The following is a 16,028-nucleotide window of genomic DNA, read 5'->3' as shown; positions in this document are numbered from 1 at the left end:
CGGGAATAACACGTGCGAGGGTATGTGGGCATGACGGATTGGCGCCGCAAAACGGCGCCGTCTTAATCTCCCCACGAGCCCCGATGCTATCGACTTCCGCGATGACGACAAGCCGTGGCCAGAAATTGCGGAGCGCCCACGTCCAGTACGAGGTCAAGCACGTCGACGCAACCGCCCCAACTCCCGCGAAGCCCTCTCCTCCTCGGCCCGCGCCCCGAGCCTCCGGCTGATCGACAGGGACTCCTCCAGGTGCGCGACGGCCTGCGCTACACGCCCCGTGTCGAGTTCGACGCGCGCCAGGTCGTAGAGGACGTCCACCACTTCCCCCTCGGCATGGATCTCACGTAACACCGCGAGGGCGGCGACGTGTTGGGGAAGCGCCTGTTCGCCGCGGCCCGCGATCCGGTTGGCCCTGCCGATGCCGTTCAACGCGATGCCCTCGCCCTGGCGGTCTCCGACAGCGCGCAGCACCGGCAGGGCCCCGTCGAAGAGCACGAGGGCCTCGTCCGGTCTGTCGAGGGTGGTGAGGACGTTCGCCAGGTTCATCTGGAGGGTGGCGTGATCGCCCCTGCTGCCCATTCCCGCCGACAATTCGATGGCTTCTCGATACGACCTCTCCGCCGCCTCGGGGTCGCCATTCTTGCGGTAGAGCTCGGCCATGTTGTTAAGCGTGCGGTATTTCCCCCTGTCGTCACCTTCCGCCGTGAATCCGGCGAGGGCGGCGAGGAAACACTCGATCGCCTCCTTGTTCTGACCCAGGTGGAGATGGGCGATCCCCAGGAGATTGCGCGCCCTCGCCACATGCAGAGTCTTCTCCGTTTGCAGTAAGTAACTCAGGGAGTGCTGCTGGAGTGAGCGCACCAATGCGTAGCGGCCCGTCTGCCAGAGCCGGATCGACAGCTGGTGGATCGCCTCGCTCTCCAGTTCGCCGTCCTTGAGCGTCCGCGCGATGTCCAGGGCCTCGCGCGCCGCCGCGATCCCTTCCTCGTACGCCCCGCTGTGCGCGTGGACGGCCGACAGGTCGAGCAGGGCCCGCGCACGCGCCGCGCTGTCGCCCACGGACTGCCAGTGCGCGACGGCACGGCGCAGCAGCGGCTCGGCGGCGACGAGATGGCCCTCCATGTCCAGGAATCCGGCCAAGACGTGGACAACGCTCGCCAGTTGACTTTCCGTGCCGTTCTGTCGAATCCAGTCGAGCGTGTCCAGGAGATTGGCACCCTCGGTCATGAGCCAGCGCTCGGCGGCGTGCGCGTCGCTGATCTCCGGGAGCGGCAGGCGGCCGGTGGTCGTGGGCGCCGCCTCCGCGTCTCGCGGAATGCGCGAGCGGAAGGGATAGGCCAGCCGGTCGGCGTGATCGGCGACTTGGACGTAGTGATCCACCAATTGCCGTACGGCCTTGCGGAATTCGCCTTCCGGTTCGAGGGCGTCATGGTTGAACAGTGAACGCGCGTACTCCCGCAAAAGATCATGCATGGTAAATCGATGCGGGGACGGCTCGGAAATGAGGTGCTGGGAGAGGAGTTCTTCCAGAATTCGATCCGTCTCCTCGACGGGGAGTCCGGCGAGGGCCGCCACCGCGTGCGAGCCGAACTCCACCCCGAAGTGCAGGCCCATGCGGCGGAAGACCAGGCGCTGGTCCGGGGTCAGCGCGCGGCAGGACTGGTCGAAGACGTGGCGTAACGTCCGCTCTCCGTCGCGGAGTTCGGGAAGTTGGGCGCTGCCCGCCGAGAGCTGGTCGAGCAGGTCCGACGTACTCCACGAGGGCCGGGAGAGCAAACGGCTCGCGACGATCTCGATGGCGAGCGGCAGATGGCCGCACCGCAGGACGATCTCCTCGACCTCGGCCCGCCGGGTGACGCACCGCCCGTCCACGCGCCGCTCGAAGAGCAGGACCGCGTCGTCGCGCGGCAGCACGTCGAGGGAGACCGGTCGTACGCCCGGCAGTCCGGGCAGACGGCGGCGGCTGGTCACCACGACCGCCGTCGGCGAGTCACCCGGGAGCAGCGGGCTGACCTGCCCGGTGTCGGCGGCGTCGTCCAGGATCACGATCATGCGCCGGTCGCGGACCGTGGTGCGCCACAGGGAGACCAACTCGTCCAGGCCCTGCGGTAGTTCCTTGGGCGGTACGCCGATCAGCCGCAGGAGTTCGGCGAGGGCGCGGGCGGCGGGGAGCGGGTCGCGGTCGGATGCGTGGCCGCCCAGGTGCAGGAAGAGGCGGCCGTCGGGGAAGCGGTCCCTGAGCCGGTGGGCCAGGTGCACCGCCATGGCCGTCTTGCCCACGCCGCCCATGCCGTCGATGGCCTCGACGGTGACGACCGCCGCCGATGTGCCGCCGCCTTCGCAGAGGGCGGCGGTGAGGCGGCGCAGTTCGTCGTGGCGGCCGACCCAGGGGATGTCGCGGGGGACGTTGTCGGGGACGCGGGGGCCAGGGGGTGGCGGGCCGGTGGGTGGCGGGCCGGTGGGGCTGGTGCCGGGTTCCGGGCCGGGTCCTTTGCCGTGGTGCTGGTTCCGGTCGTGGCTCTGGGACTGGGACTGGGGCTGGGGCTGGTTCTGGTTCTGGTTCTGGTTCTGGTTCTGGTTGTCCAGGAGTGCCGCCGCCGGGGTTCCGGAGAGGATTCCCTGGTGGACCCCGCGCAGTCGGCGGCCCGCGTCGAGCCCGATGTCGCGGACGACGCGCTGCCGGGTGCGCTGGAGCAGCCGCGTCGCCTCCGCCGTACGGCTGCTGCCGTACAGCGCGATGGCCAGTTGCTCGGTGAGCGCCTCGTCGACGGGGTGCTCGTCGACGAGCGGCAGCAGTACGGGTACGGCGTCGGCGAACCTGCCCGCCCGCATGAGGATGTCGGCGCGGAGCATGGCGGCGGCGAGTCCGCTCTCGGCGACGGTGGCGCGCAGCCGGGCGGCCCAGGAGCCGGTGATCCCTGCCAGGGGTTCGCCGCGCCAGAGGCCCGCCGCGTCGTCGAGCAGGCGCAGGGCCCCGGCGTCGTCCCTGCTGTCCTTCAGGGAGCGGGCCTGGTCGACGCAGCTCGTGTAGCGGCGCAGGTCGACCCGGTCGGGGTCGACCCGCATCACGTACGCGTTGGTACTGCTGACGACGGCGGGCGCCGAACCGCCCGCGACGCGCAGGGCCTTGCGGATGCGGGAGACGTGGGCGTGCAGGGCCTCGCGCGCCTTGAACGGGGGGTCCTCGTCCCAGATCCGGTGGATCAGGGTGTCCATGCCGACGGTGCGGCTCGCGTCCCAGGCCAGGGCGGCGAAGGCGAGGCGGGTCTTGGTGGAACCGATGTCACCGCGCCGGCCTTCGGCCTCCACCTCGACCGGGCCCGAAAGTCGGATCTCGAATTCCACCAGCGTCCTCCCGCCGGGGTCCGGCCCTCTCCTGGCCGGGGGTCCGAGAGTGACATGGACCTGTCGTTCAGACCATATGCGTATCGCTTAAGTCTGAAAGTGAACGCTGCCGCAATGATTCTGTTCATTTCCCCGAGGGAGTGGGGAGTGAGTCCCCAGCGCACTGAAGAAGCGGCATTCCTCGTGCATATGCTGCCGACATGACCGGATAGTCGAGAAGGGGGCCACATTCGTGCCAGTCCCACAATCCGGCAGGGCGGAAGCGCTGTTGTCGGCCATGGTCGCGGGCCATTCCGACCGGGAGTCGCCCGCCTGGCGCGCATTGGACCGCATCGTGCGGGAGGCGGCGGGGGTGGACGCGGCGGTGGAAGCGGCGGTGGGGCGGTTGTGGCCGCCGCCTCCGTCGCCGGAGGGGGAGGCGGCATCGGCTCTGCCGGGGTTACCGGAACTCGCTGCGTTACTCGTCGAGTTGGGCGACCGTGACCGCCAGATCGGTGATGCCCTCTCGGACTGGCTGCGACGCGACGCGCCTGCCGCCGCCTCCTCCAACGTCATCGGTGGATCCGCCGTGCTCCACGGCCCGACCGTGCAGGCCCACCTCATCCACGGCGGGGTCCACATCCACCAGCAGTCCGCGCCACCCGGCCCTCAGCGGTTACCCGTCCCCCGTCAACTCCCGCCCTTTCGAGAGCAGTTCGTGGACCGCGAGAGCGACATCCGCGTCCTGGACCGCATGCGCGAACGGCGGCCCGCGCACGCGGCTCCGCTTCTGGTGGTCAGCGGGTTCGCCGGGGTCGGGAAGACCAGCCTCGTGTCGCGCTGGCTGCACCGGAACGCGAGCAGCTACCCGGACGGGCACCTCTACGCCGACCTCGGCGGTTCCTCGGGGGCAGACTCGGGTTCGGGTTCGGGTGCGGGTTCGGGTGCGGAGGGGAGCGGTCCGCTCACTCCCGCCACCGTCCTGGAGGGCTTCCTGTTCTCGCTCGGGGCGCAGTCGGTCCCTTCGAGCGTCGCGGGACGCGTCTCCCTGTGGCGCACGCTGACGTCGGGCCTGCGCCTCGCCGTGCTCCTGGACAACGCGTTCACGGCCGCGCAGGTACGTCCGCTGCGGCTCGGCACGCCGACCGGGCTCACCGTGGTGACCAGCAGGAGCGACCTCACGGGGCTGCGGGTCGACGGGGCGTCCGTGCACCGGCTCGACGCGCTGCCCGCCGATTCGGCGGTGGAGCTCCTGGCGCTCGGCGGGGGCGGCGGGCGCGTCGCGCGGGACCCGGTCGCCGCGCGCGAAGTGGTCACGCTGTGCGGCCGGTTGCCGCTCGCGGTCTGCCTGGCCTCCGCCCAACTCGCCGCCCGCCCGCACCACTCCGTGTCGGACCTCGCGGAGAGCCTGGCCCAGGGGCAGGGCTCCCTGGACATCCTGCGCGTCGACGGGGAGGCCGTGATGCGGACGGCGCTCGACATGTCGTACGACCTGCTGCCCCCGGAAGCGGCGACGCTCTACCGCCGGATGGGGCTGCTGCCGACGGACCGTTACGACAGGTACTTGCTGACGGCGATCGCCCACGCGCCGGGCGGGGGCGGGGGCGGGGCCGGGACCGGCGCGGATGCGGCGCCGGAAAGGCCCACACCCGACGCGGGTGAGCCGCACGACGACGCCGATACGGCGGGCGGGGCCGCCCCCACCTCAGTGGACCTCCCCATCAGCGCCCTCATCGAGGCGCACCTCCTCGAAGAGACCGGGCCCGGTACCTATCGATTCCACGACCTCGTGCGTCCGCACGCCCGGCGCGTCGGGGAGGCGGAGGAGAGTTCCGCGCAGCGTGCGGACACCGTGCGGCGGTACGTCGAGTGGTGTCTGGTCACCGCCGCCGCGGCCGAGCGCATCCTCACGCCCAGTCACCCGCTGCCGGGGCACGACGCGGACGTCACGGGCGTCATGCCGACCCCGCTCGGCGGGTCCGATGAGGCGCTCGCCTGGCTCGGTGCCCACCGCGACGGGCTGATGGGCGCCGTGCGCCACTGTTTCCGCGCCGGGATGTACACCTCCTGCTGGCGGCTCGTGGACCTCGCCTGGCCGCTCTTCCTGCGGCTCAGGCCCACCGCCCTGTGGATCGAGGCGCACCGCATGGGCCTCGACTCGGCGCGTCGGAGCGGCTCCCGGCAGGGCGAGGGGCGCATGTTGACTTCCGGTGCGATCGGGCTGCGCTACGCCGGGCAGTACGAAGAGGCCGCCGACTGGTACCGGCAGGCGCTGGAGAACGCCACGGCGGACGGCGACGTACGGCAGCAGGCGCAGGCCATCAACGGGCTCGGGCACCTCAGTCTGCTCACCCGGCGTCTCGGCGACGCCCGCGCGCACTTCGAACACGCCCTGCGGCTGCGGGAGTCCATCGGCTATGCGCGCGGCGCCGCGCTCACCCGCACGCGTCTCGGCGAAACCGCTCTAGCGGCAGGGCTCTTGGGGCCTGCCGCCGCCCATCTCCGTCGCGCGCACGCGGAGTTGACGGCTCTCGGCGAGGGATACGAGGCCGCTCGCGCGCTCGCCCTCCTCGGCCACGTGCTGGCCGAGGAGGGCGATCACGAGGGCGGCACCCGGCTGCTCGCCGAGGCCCTCTCCGACTTCCGCGCGGGCGGCGCACGCTCGGAGCACTGGGAGGGCCGCTGCCTGGAGTGGCTCGGCCAGGCAGCGGAGTCCCGGGGCGACACCGCCGAGGCCCGCCGCCACTACGCGTCCGCGCGGGACTTCTTCAGTCGCCTCAACCCGAGCGACGCGGAACGGCTCGACGCACGGCTGCGCCACCTGTGAGCCCGAGCGCGCCCGGCGAGCCTCCCCGGGCCAGCCACGCGTGCGCGAGCGAGGCCACGGCGTGCGGGGGCAGGGACTCGGGCGCGGACAGCAGGGCGGGCGACCCGCCGTCCCGTACGGCAACGGCACAGCCGGGGCCGGAACCGGAGCCGTACGAGACGGGGGCCACCGCCACCAGACAGCCCGCGTGGCGCGCGAGCAGCCCCGCCGCCCTGCGCCCCGCCGCCGTGCGCCGTAGCGGCTCCCGGGTCACCAGGACATCGGCGTACGCCGCCACGCGCGCACCGTCGCGGGTGTCCGGGTCCGCCCACAGGTGGACGTCCTCGCGGGCGCCCCTCGGCGGGTGACCGTCGCATCCGGGCGGCCGCGCGGACAGGCGTACGACCAACAGTCCGTTCCCCGCCCCGGAACACCAGCTCACCGAGGCGAGGAGGGCCGCCGCACCCGCGCGGGCGGACGGCGCCCCGAACCGCACCGTGGCCCACGCCGCGTCCGGCGCCCGCCCGTGGCACCCGTTCACCGGACCGCCCCCGTGTCCGCCCACGTGTCCGCCCACGCGCTCGCCCCCGTCTCCCACCGCTCCAGCGGCCCTGGCAGCGGCAGCGGCGGCACGACGGGCGGGCTCGCCGGTTCGCCGAGGCCGAGGAGCCGGTAGAGGACCGACCGCATCCGCCGGTGGAAATCACCCGGGGCCGAGGACAGCAGCGTGGCCACCTCGTCGTACTGGCCTGGGGTGAACTGGCTTACGGCGTAGTCCAGTTGCTCGGCCAGCGGGTGCGCGGGCAGGAGCGCGGGAGCCGTGGCCGCCAGGCGCGCGGCCGGGGAGTACGCCGAGATCTCCCTGCGCGGTCCCGGCGTGAGCAGCAGCGCGGCATCGGTGAGGGTGCCGTACGCCGTCAGCGAGCCGTGGTCGCCGATGATCACGTCGGAGGCGATCAGGACCGCCTGCCAGTCGGCCTCCGGCGGGACCAGCGCGATGCCGTGGCCCCGGCAGCCCGCGAGCCAGCCGCGCACCTGCCACGCGCCGTGCCCGGCGAAGACGTTCGGGTGGACGAGCAGCGCCACCCGGTCGGCGGCGCCGGGGAGTTGGTGCAGCAGGTGCGGCAGCAGGGCGTCGATCCTGCCGAACGTGGAGGTCGGCCCCCAGGTGGAGGCGACGGTCACCAGGCGCTCCCCCGGCGCGACGCCCAGCGCCCCTCGGTACTGCTCGCGCCGGGCCATGCCCGCCGTGATCCGGTCGACGCAGGGATCGCCCACCACGTGCGCCACGGGCAGCGCCTCGGGGCAGGAGCGGGCCAGTTCCGCGATGTCGCGTTCGTGCGCGTAGGTGATGGCGGCGGGGCCCACCCGGCCTTCGTGCAGCAGGTGTTGAGGGCTCAGCATCCCGGGCGACCTGGCCTCTCCGGGCGCCAGCAGGCTGGTGTCGGTGAGCAGCTTGATGTGGCCCGCGCCGTGCGAGACGCGCACCACGGGCGTGCGCAGTTCGTGCACGCCCCGGGATCCGGCGGCGAGCGCCAGGTCGAAGTCGGTGCGCAGCGCGTCCTCCCAGGGCATGGCGACGATGCCGAGCTCCTGGAGGTACTCCTTGACCCCGTTCCCGAAGACGTGCGGCGCGGTGGTGAAGACGACCTGGATACGGAGGTCGGCCGCCAGGAGACCGAAGACCTCGCGCAGGCGCTGGGCGAACGTGACGGTGTGGACGACCACCAGGACCCGCTTGCAGTCCTGTACGGTCAGCCACCTGCCCTGTTCGATCAGCGCTGTTCTCGTGGTGATGACAGACACAGCGTTCCCCCATCCTCTGTCGGCTGCGTGCGGCAGTCGGCAGGGGGGATGCCCGCCCCGAACGGCACTTTCCTTGCGAGCGCCTTGCAGGTGCCTTGCAGCTTCCTTGTCAGAGTGCGGACGCCGCGATCCTCGCAAGGCCCCGCGCCGCCTCCGTCCCCTCCCCCGCCCCGAACACGTGCACCACGAGCCCCGTCTCGCCCGGCGCCGCCGGTACGTGCAGGGTTTCGAAGTCCAGGGTCAGCGTCCCGGCCGCCGCGTGCCACAGGCGCTTGCGGCCCGCCGCGCACATCACCACCTCGCCGCTGTCCCAGATCTCGCGGAACTCGGCGCTGAGCGCGGTGAGTTCGGCGATGAGGTCCAGGAGCGGGGTGTCCCCGGGGTAGCGGCCCGCGGCGACGCGCAGCTGTCCCACCGATTCCGCCGCGCGGTCCCGCCAGTCGGGGTGGACGTCCTTGGCCGCGGGGTCGAGGAAGAGGAAACGGGCGTTGTTGCGGTCGCGGCGCGCCGGATCCGCGAGGCCGCCGAGGAGTTCGGCGCCGAGGCTGTTCCAGGCGACCACGTCGAGGCGGTGGTCCGTGGCGAAGGCGGGGAGACCTTCGGCGACGCCGTCCAGGATCCGCCGCAGCAGCGGGCTGACGCGGGCCGTCGGCACGGGCGTGTGCTCCGCCGCCGTCAGGGTCGCGAGGTGGCGGCGTTCCGCCGTGTCCAGGCCGAGGGCGCGGGCCAGGGCGTCGAGCACCTCGGGGGACGGCTGGGTGGCGCGGCCCTGCTCCAGGCGTACGTAGTAGTCGACGCTGATCCCGGCGAGCTGGGCCAGTTCCTCGCGGCGCAGGCCGCGCACCCTGCGGCGGGGGCCGCCCGGCAGCCCGACGCTCTCCGGCGCGACGCGGCCGCGCCGGGCGCGCAGGAAGTCACCGATGTCGTTCGCGCGCGGCGCGCGCCCCGTGCTCTGTGTGTGCCCCGTGCTCTGTGTGTGCTCCGCCCCGTCCATACGGTCAAGTATGGGTGGGACCGCCGGTACCAGGAACGGGGTTCCTCCGTCGGACAGGGGGCTGGCTGCCCCCTCGCGCCGGGGAGAACGTAGAGCCATGAAGATCCTCGTCGTCAGCGCCCACCCCGAGCCGCGCTCGCTCAACGCGTCCCTCGCCCGCTTCGCCGTCGGCCACCTGCGCGCGGCCGGTCACGAAGTGCGCGAGTCCGACCTCTACGCGATGAAGTGGAAGGCGACGGTCGACGCCGACGACTTCCCCGCCGACGGGGGCAGGCTGCACGTGATGGACGCCTCCGAGCGTGCCACCCTCGCCGCCGGGCTCACCCCCGACGTCGCCGCCGAGCAGGAGAAGGTGCTCTGGTCGGACGCGGTGATCCTGCAGTTCCCGGTGTGGTGGTTCGCGGCGCCCGCGATCCTGAAGGGCTGGATCGACCGGGTGTTCACGGCCGGGTTCGGCTACGGTCCCACGCTGCCCCCGCCCTACAGCGGGCAGCAGTTCGCCGGTCGGCGCGCGCTGGTGTCGGTGACGCTGGGGGCTCGCGAGACGTCCTTCTCGGACCGGGGCATCCACGGGGAGCTCACGGACGTGCTCTACCCGATCCAGCACGGCCTGTTCTGGTTCACCGGCATCGCGCCGCTCGAACCCTTCGCGGTGTACGGCGCGGACGCCCTGCCCGATGACCGCTTCGAGGAGGCCCGCCGGGCGTACGCGGCACGCCTCGACGGACTCTTCACGGACGAGCCCGTCCCGTTCCGCACGCTGGTCGGCGGCGACTACGACCACGACATGCGGCTCCTGCCCGGCGTGGAGGAACCCGGCACGAGCGGTCTCGGTCTGCACGTCCGCCCTGCCGGGTGACCTCCGCGTACGCGCGGTTCAGCCGCTCCCGCCGTCGCCGCTGACGTCCCCGCTCGACTCCCCGGACCGGTAACCGCCGCCACGGCGGCCCCTCTTGGAGGCCGCCGTGACCAGATCCGCCGTCGCGAGCGTCACTTTCGCGGCTCCCCTGACCCAGCGGGGTCCGCCCCGCGCGGCCCAGATCACCGCTCCCAGGCCGGCCGCCGCGACCAGCGCCGCCAGGTAGAGCAGCACGATCATCATCGGCCTCCCCCTTCTCCGTATCCAGATCCTTCTAGGTACCCGGACGCCGGCACCCCGCCGTCCCGGCATCTACGTGAGAGAGGCGATTTTCTCAGAGCCGGTTCCGGGCCGGGAAACCGTGTCCGCGGGCCGCGACGACCACGAGCAGCACCGGGACCAGGAGGAGCAGGATCGTCCAGGGGAAGGACGAGGAGCCGACCAGGCCGAGGAGTACGCCGCCGAAGACGCCGCCGCCCGCCATGGCCACGTTCCACAGGGTGACCAGCATGGCCTGGGCCGCGTCCGCCGCGCCGCCCTTGTCGCCCGCGTCGCCCGCCGCGGTCTGGAGCAGGGTGGGGGCGCCGCCCCAGCCGAGGCCCCACAGGATCACGGCGGCGTAGACGAGTGCGGGGCTCCCGGAGAAGACCGCGAGCAGGGCCGCCGCGGCGCCGACCAGGAGCACCGCGCCGAGGGTGAGCGCGCGCAGCCTGCGGTGGATCAGGGTGCCGACGATCCAGATGCTGGCCAGGGAGGCCGCGCCGAAGACGAGCAGGACGAGGTCGGTGGAGCCGCCCATGCCGAGGCCGTCGAGGAACGTCGCGATGTACGTGTAGAGGACGGTGTGCGCGAGGACGAAGACGAGCGTGACGAAGAGGACGGGCGTCACACCGGGCACGCGCAGGGTGCGCAGCATCGGTGCCGCCTCGCCGCGCGGCTGGCCCGGGTGGTCCGGGACGAGTGCGGCGATCCACGCGAGGAGGCCGACGGTGAGGCCCGTCATGGCCAGGAACGCGACCTGCCAGCTGAGCACCTTGCCGAGGAACGTTCCCGCGGGGACGCCGAGGGAGAGCGCGACGGGGATGCCCGCCATGGCGATGGCGATCGCCTTGCCCTGGAGGTGGGCGGGGGCCATGCGGCGCGCGTATCCGGCGAGCAGCGCCCAGGCGAGTCCGGCGGCGACACCGGCGACGAAGCGGGCGACCATGGTCAGGGTGTAGTCCCCGGAGAGCGCGGTGACGGTGTTGGCCGCGGCGAAGCCCGCCATCGCCGTCAGGAGCAGCCGCTTGCGCCGCCAGGCCGAGGTGGCCGCGGTCAGCGGTATCGCGGTGAGCGCGGTGCCGATGGCGTAGACGGTGACGGTCTGCCCGGTCGCGGACTCGCTGACGCCGAGGTCGGCGCTCATCGCGGGGAGCAGGCCCGCGGGAAGCGTCTCGGTCAGGCTGGTGATGAAGACGGCGGTGGCCAGGGCGAGCAGGGCCAGGAGGGGGAGCTTCTGGGGCGGGGTGGTGGAGGAGTTAGGGGTGGCGGGGGAGTTCGGGGTGGCGGGGGTGCCGGGATCGGCTGCTGCGGTACGCATCGGGGTCAGATCCTTTCCGTGCGCGTGAGGGACGTGAGGGAGTCGGGGTGGGTGCGTGAGGTCTCCGCCGCCAGGCGGAGCGCGGTGCGGGCCGCCTCGTCCGCCGAGCCGCGACAACGGACCAGCGGGGCGAGGGAGTTGACCGCCGGATCGGCGGAGGAGGCGGTGAGCACCACGGAGCCGCCCTCGCGAAGGAGCCGGAGCAGGCCGGGCGGTGCGGCCGGGGGAAGTCCGTTCTCCGCGTGTACGAAGAGGTGGTCGATGCCGCCGAGCCGTCCGGCGACGGCGGGGCCGAGGGCGGCGACGGCGGCCGGGTCGGCGGTCTCGCAGCCGATGACGTGGGCGGCGGGACCGACCTCGGCGGCGGCCTCCGCGAGGTCGGACGCGGGGCCGCCGGTCACAAGGACCTCGGCGCCGCCCTCGACGAGCCGCTTGGCGATGGCGAGCCCGAGCCCGTCCGCGCCGCCGACGACCACGGCCTTCCTGCCTGCGTACTTGGGCATGTGCGGCTCCTTTGTCGGTCGGTTCCTGCTGACGGGGACGACTCTGCTCGCGGGCGCTTCGGGAGCTCTGACGGTCCGCTGACAGTCGGCTGACGGTCGGCCGTCCGGGGGCGCGGACGCGGTGTGTACGGTGATCGCCATGCGGTTCGGGGTGCTGGGTCCACTGACGGTGTGGGACGGCGAGGGGGAGCCGGTGAGGGTTCCCGAGGCGAAGGTCAGGGCGCTGCTCGCCGATCTTCTGGTGCACGAGGGGCGGCCGGTCTCGGCGGACCGGCTCATCGACGACCTCTGGGGCGACGCGCCGCCCGGCAACCCGGCCAACGCCCTCCAGTCCAAGGTGTCCCAGCTGCGCAGGGCGATCGGCAGGGACCGGGTGGTGCGTCAGGCTCCGGGCTACCGGTTGCGGGTCGACGCGGGGGCGGGGACGGGGACGGAGGCAGGGGCGGAGTCAGGGTCCGGGCCCACGCCCGGGGCCGGGTCCGGGTCCCGGGACGAGGTGGACGTGTTCCGCTTCCGCGCCTTGGTGGCGCGGGCGCGGGACGAGGAGGACCCTCGGCGCCGTGCCGACCTGCTCACCGAGGCGCTCGACCTGTGGCGCGGCCCCGCGTACGCGGACCTGGCCGACGAGGAGTTCGTCCGCACGTCGGCGGACCGCCTCGCGGAACAGCGCCTCGCCGTCCTGGAGGAACAGGCGGAGGCACGCCTCGCCGCGGGCGACCACACGCTGCTCACCGGTGAACTCGCGTCCCTGGTGTCCCAGCACCCCTTGCGCGAACGCCTGCGAGCGGTGCAGATCCGCGCCCTGTACCTGGCGGGCCGCCAGAGCGAGGCGCTGGCGTCGTACGCGTCCCTGCGCGGCCAACTCGCCGAGGAGCTGGGCCTGGACCCGGGCCCGGAGCTGACGGCACTCCATGAGGCGATATTGCGGCAGGATCCGGGACTGGTCGGTCCGGTGGCGTCCGTCGGCCCGGTGGCGTCCGTCGCCCCGCCCACCCCCGGTACGGCGGGCAGGGGCGCAGAGCCCACCCCGGCTCCCACCCCGGCTCCCATCCCGGCCCCCACTCAGCCCCGCACCAACCTGCCCACCGCCCTGACCCCCCTCATCGGCCGCGACCGGCCCACCCACGAAGTGGCCCAACTCCTCACCACCGCACGCCTGGTGACGTTGACCGGACCCGGTGGCGTCGGCAAGACGCGGTTGGGGTGGGAGGCGGCAGGGCGGGTGGGCGGTGCGGAGGTGGCGGACGGGGTCTGGCTCGTGGAGTTCGCCGGGGTGCCCGGCGGGAGCGGGGTCGACGCGCTCGCGCAGGTCGTCGCCGGGGTGCTCGGGCTGCGGGACGACGTCCCCTCCGGGACGCCCGGGCCCGCCACCGGCTCCGTACCCCGCCTCGCCCACGCCCTGCGCGAGCGGCGCCTGTTGCTCGTCCTCGACAACTGTGAGCAGGTCGTCGAGGAGGCGTCCCGTCTCGTCGGCTCCCTGCTCCGCGCCGCGCCCGGCGTACGGATCCTCGCCACCAGTCAGGAACCCCTCGGCCTCACCGGCGAGTCCGTGTTCCTCGTCGAGCCCCTGCGGCCCGCCGACGCGGTCAGCCTGTTCACCGCCCGCGTCGCCGCCTCCGCCCCGGGCTTCATGCCCGCCGCCGACGACGCCGACGATGCCGCCGCCGTCGCGGAGATCTGCCGAAGGCTGGACGGCATCCCCCTCGCCCTCGAACTCGCCGCCACCCGCGTACGCGCCCTGGGCGTAAGGGAGTTGGCCGAGCGCCTCGGCGACCGGTTCCGGCTGCTCAGCTCCGGGCAGCGCGGCGCCCCGGCCCGTCAGCAGACCCTCCGGGCGATGATCGACTGGAGCTGGGAGCTGCTCAGCGCCCCGGAGCGGATCATCCTGCGCCGTCTCGCCGTGCACCACGACGGCTGCACGCTCGACGCGGCGGAGGCGGTGTGCGCGGGGGACGGCGTGGCCCGCGACGATGTCCTCGACCTGGTGACCCGGCTCGTCGACCGCTCCCTGGTCGTGATGGCCCCCGGCCGCTCGGGGGCCGCCCCGCGCTACCGGCTCCTGGAGTCCGTCGCCGCGTACGCCCGTGACCGGCTGCGGGAGATGGAGGACCTCGCCGGCGTACGGGAGCGGCACCTCCGCTACTACCTGGACCTCTCCGAGCGCGCCGAACCCCGGCTCCGCGACGGCGAACAGCGGGTCTGGCTCCGGCGCCTCGACGCCGAGGCCGCCAATCTCCGCGCGGCGCTCGCCTCCGGCCGGGGTGGCGAGGAAGGGGTACGGCTCGGAGTCGCGCTCACGTGGTGGTGGCTGCTGCGGGGGCGCCTCTCGGAGGCCCTCCGTGAGCTCACCGCCGTACTGGACCAGCACCCTGACCGCACCGAACTCCGTGCCCTGCGGGACGCGTTCGCGCTGCTCACCGGCGAACGGCCGGGCGAGGGCCCTGTCGTGGCCGCCGCGCACGAGGTCCCCCGCACCCCTGACGGGGCCCGGACCCTCTGGCTCTGCGCCTACGGGCTCTTCAGCGCCGGGGAACCCGCCGTCAGCGAGGACGTCAACGACCGCGCCCTCCGAATCGCCGAGGCCGTCAGCGACCGGTGGAGCACGGCGGCCGCCCTCTCCCTGCGCGCCATGCACGCGCTGATCCGCGGCGACCTGGACACCCTCGGGCGCGACGGGCTGCGCAGCGCGGAGATCTTCCGTGACCTCGGCGACAGGTGGGGCGAGTTGCAGACCGTCGCGCCGCTCGCCGCGCTCGCCGAGATCAAGGGCGATTACGAGGAGGCCGCGCGGCGTCAGGACGAGGGGCTGGGCATCGCCCGTGAACTGGGCCTCGCCGCCGAGGTGTCGGCGCGGCTCTCCGGGCTCGGGCGGCTCGCCCTGCTCACCCGCGAGTGGGACGAGGCACGCGAACTGCACGAGCGGGCGCGGGTGTTGGCGGTGGAGCAGGGTTATCGGTACGGGGAGATCCACGCGGAGATGGGACTCGCCCTGGGGGCCCGCCGCGCCGGTGACCTCACCGCCGCCGAGTCCCATCTGCTCCGCATCCGCGACCGGCACGCCGACGTGTCCTCACCGGCCGGTGATCATCTGCTCCACGCCGAACTGGGTTTCATCGCGGAGCTGCGGGCGGACGGCGCCCTGGCCGAGAGGGAACACCGCACCGCCCTGAAGATCGCCCACGCCCTCGCCGAACCGCGCGCCATCGCGCTCTCCCTGGAGGGCCTGGCGGGCGCGGCGTCGCTGGCCGGGGGCCCGGCGGGGGCCGAGCGTGCGGCGCGGCTGCTGGGCGCCGCCGATGCGGCCCGTCGCAGCGTGTGCGCGCCGCTGCCGCCTGCCGAGCGTGTCGACGTCGACCGGATCGCGGGGGCGGCGGGGGCCGTCCTGGGTGAGACGGCCTTCACGGAGGCGTTCGCGCGGGGCGCGCAGGACGCGCGGGCCGCGTCGGCTCCGTAGGGCTCCTGCGTCGCGCCCCTTACGGGGCGCGTGCCCCGGTTACGCTGGGGAGATCCCGTGACTCAGCCGGGACACGGGGCGTGGGAATTCATCTACTGGGGGACCTGACATGGCACTTTTCGGGAACGCGCACACCGTCGATCCGATGAAGGCGCAGAGCGAGTACGCACGGCTGCTCGGCCACGGTGAGCAGGTGCACGCCGCGTACACGCTCATACGCGACACGATGCTGTTCACCGACCGGCGCCTGATCATGATCGACAAGCAGGGCATCACCGGCAAGAAGGTCGAGTACCACTCGATCCCCTACCGCAGCATCACGCACTTCGCGGTGGAGACGGCCGGGCACTTCGACCTCGACGCCGAGTTGAAGATCTGGATATCCAGCAACCCGACGCCGATGCAGAAGACGTTCACCAAGGGTGTCGACATCTACGAGGTGCAGGCGATCCTGACGCAGTTCGTCGCGCGGTAGGCGCTGCGCTGGGGGGCGGTGTTCGTCTGCGGCCCCGCCGTGGCTGATCGCGCAGTTCCCCGCGCCCCTTACGGGGCCCCCACCCGCAGGACGGACCGGTGCGGGTCTCTGTTTTTAGGGGCGCGGGGAACTGCGCGACAAGCCACGACGCACTCGCACCCTCAGGACGGCACGAGCCCCGGGCTCTTTAGGGGCGCGGGGAACTGCGCGACAAGCCACGACGCACCC

At 73.2% G+C, this 16,028-nt stretch carries 11 protein-coding genes; 4 read left to right on the top strand and 7 right to left on the bottom strand.

The features are described from left to right. Positions 1 to 153: 153 nt before the first annotated feature. On the bottom strand, positions 154 to 3,345 hold the full coding sequence (locus KY5_RS21285; RefSeq protein WP_098243750.1) for an AfsR/SARP family transcriptional regulator: 3,192 nt from the start codon (positions 3,343 to 3,345) through the stop codon (positions 154 to 156). Positions 3,346 to 3,577: 232 nt separating this feature from the next. Between KY5_RS21285 and KY5_RS21280 the strand changes: the two genes are divergently transcribed. After that, positions 3,578 to 6,151, top strand: coding sequence for a tetratricopeptide repeat protein (locus KY5_RS21280; protein ID WP_234362799.1), 2,574 nt, complete (start codon positions 3,578 to 3,580; stop codon positions 6,149 to 6,151). Here the strand turns inward: KY5_RS21280 and KY5_RS21275 are convergent. The 3 genes from KY5_RS21275 to KY5_RS21265 form a co-directional block, all read right to left on the bottom strand. Beyond that, complete coding sequence (locus KY5_RS21275; protein ID WP_159072572.1) at positions 6,102 to 6,671, bottom strand: hypothetical protein; 570 nt, start codon at positions 6,669 to 6,671, stop codon at positions 6,102 to 6,104. The two genes, KY5_RS21280 and KY5_RS21275, sit on opposite strands and share 50 nt — an antisense overlap. Continuing rightward, on the bottom strand, positions 6,668 to 7,936 hold the full coding sequence (locus KY5_RS21270; protein WP_234362798.1) for a hypothetical protein: 1,269 nt from the start codon (positions 7,934 to 7,936) through the stop codon (positions 6,668 to 6,670). Before KY5_RS21270 ends, KY5_RS21275 begins: the two co-directional genes overlap by 4 nt. 109 nt (positions 7,937 to 8,045) lie before the next feature. Further along, on the bottom strand, positions 8,046 to 8,930 hold the full coding sequence (locus KY5_RS21265; protein WP_098243747.1) for a helix-turn-helix domain-containing protein: 885 nt from the start codon (positions 8,928 to 8,930) through the stop codon (positions 8,046 to 8,048). A 97-nt stretch (positions 8,931 to 9,027) separates the two neighbouring features. On the opposite strand from KY5_RS21265, the gene KY5_RS21260 reads away from it, so the two are divergent. Then, positions 9,028 to 9,789 (top strand): NAD(P)H-dependent oxidoreductase, encoded by a 762-nt coding sequence (locus KY5_RS21260; RefSeq protein ID WP_098243746.1) that lies wholly within the window; start codon positions 9,028 to 9,030, stop codon positions 9,787 to 9,789. 18 nt (positions 9,790 to 9,807) lie between these two features. On the opposite strand, the gene KY5_RS21255 is transcribed toward KY5_RS21260, so the two are convergent. The 3 genes from KY5_RS21255 to KY5_RS21245 all read right to left on the bottom strand — a co-directional run bounded on the left by KY5_RS21255 (position 9,808) and on the right by KY5_RS21245 (position 11,871). Continuing rightward, entirely contained in the window at positions 9,808 to 10,032 is a 225-nt protein-coding gene (locus tag KY5_RS21255) for a hypothetical protein (protein WP_098243745.1), read from the bottom strand. A gap of 91 nt (positions 10,033 to 10,123) precedes the next feature. Further along, positions 10,124 to 11,368, bottom strand: a complete 1,245-nt coding sequence (locus KY5_RS21250) for an MFS transporter (RefSeq protein ID WP_098243744.1) — start codon at positions 11,366 to 11,368, stop codon at positions 10,124 to 10,126. A 5-nt stretch (positions 11,369 to 11,373) separates the two neighbouring features. Beyond that, positions 11,374 to 11,871, bottom strand: coding sequence for an SDR family NAD(P)-dependent oxidoreductase (locus KY5_RS21245; RefSeq protein ID WP_098243743.1), 498 nt, complete (start codon positions 11,869 to 11,871; stop codon positions 11,374 to 11,376). A gap of 139 nt (positions 11,872 to 12,010) precedes the next feature. Between KY5_RS21245 and KY5_RS21240 the strand changes: the two genes are divergently transcribed. Continuing rightward, on the top strand, positions 12,011 to 15,325 hold the full coding sequence (locus KY5_RS21240; protein WP_199843183.1) for a BTAD domain-containing putative transcriptional regulator: 3,315 nt from the start codon (positions 12,011 to 12,013) through the stop codon (positions 15,323 to 15,325). 109 nt (positions 15,326 to 15,434) lie between these two features. After that, on the top strand, positions 15,435 to 15,800 hold the full coding sequence (locus tag KY5_RS21235; RefSeq protein ID WP_098243742.1) for a PH domain-containing protein: 366 nt from the start codon (positions 15,435 to 15,437) through the stop codon (positions 15,798 to 15,800). Positions 15,801 to 16,028: the final 228 nt, after the last annotated feature.

The sequence above is a fragment of the Streptomyces formicae genome (assembly GCF_002556545.1).
GTDB classification, from domain to species: Bacteria; Actinomycetota; Actinomycetes; order Streptomycetales; family Streptomycetaceae; genus Streptomyces; species Streptomyces formicae_A.
Note: the sequence above shows the minus strand (reverse complement) of the source record. Positions and strands in the feature narration are given on the sequence as shown.

Excerpts from the sequence above, each read along its gene's own strand:
- KY5_RS21265 (WP_098243747.1), bottom strand. The coding sequence starts at position 8,930 with ATGGACGGGGCGGAGCACACACAGAGCACGGGGCACACACAGAGCACG.
- KY5_RS21260 (WP_098243746.1), top strand. The coding sequence starts at position 9,028 with ATGAAGATCCTCGTCGTCAGCGCCCACCCCGAGCCGCGCTCGCTCAAC.
- KY5_RS21255 (WP_098243745.1), bottom strand. The coding sequence starts at position 10,032 with ATGATGATCGTGCTGCTCTACCTGGCGGCGCTGGTCGCGGCGGCCGGC.
- KY5_RS21250 (WP_098243744.1), bottom strand. The coding sequence starts at position 11,368 with ATGCGTACCGCAGCAGCCGATCCCGGCACCCCCGCCACCCCGAACTCC.
- KY5_RS21245 (WP_098243743.1), bottom strand. The coding sequence starts at position 11,871 with ATGCCCAAGTACGCAGGCAGGAAGGCCGTGGTCGTCGGCGGCGCGGAC.
- KY5_RS21240 (WP_199843183.1), top strand. The coding sequence starts at position 12,011 with ATGCGGTTCGGGGTGCTGGGTCCACTGACGGTGTGGGACGGCGAGGGG.
- KY5_RS21235 (WP_098243742.1), top strand. The coding sequence starts at position 15,435 with ATGGCACTTTTCGGGAACGCGCACACCGTCGATCCGATGAAGGCGCAG.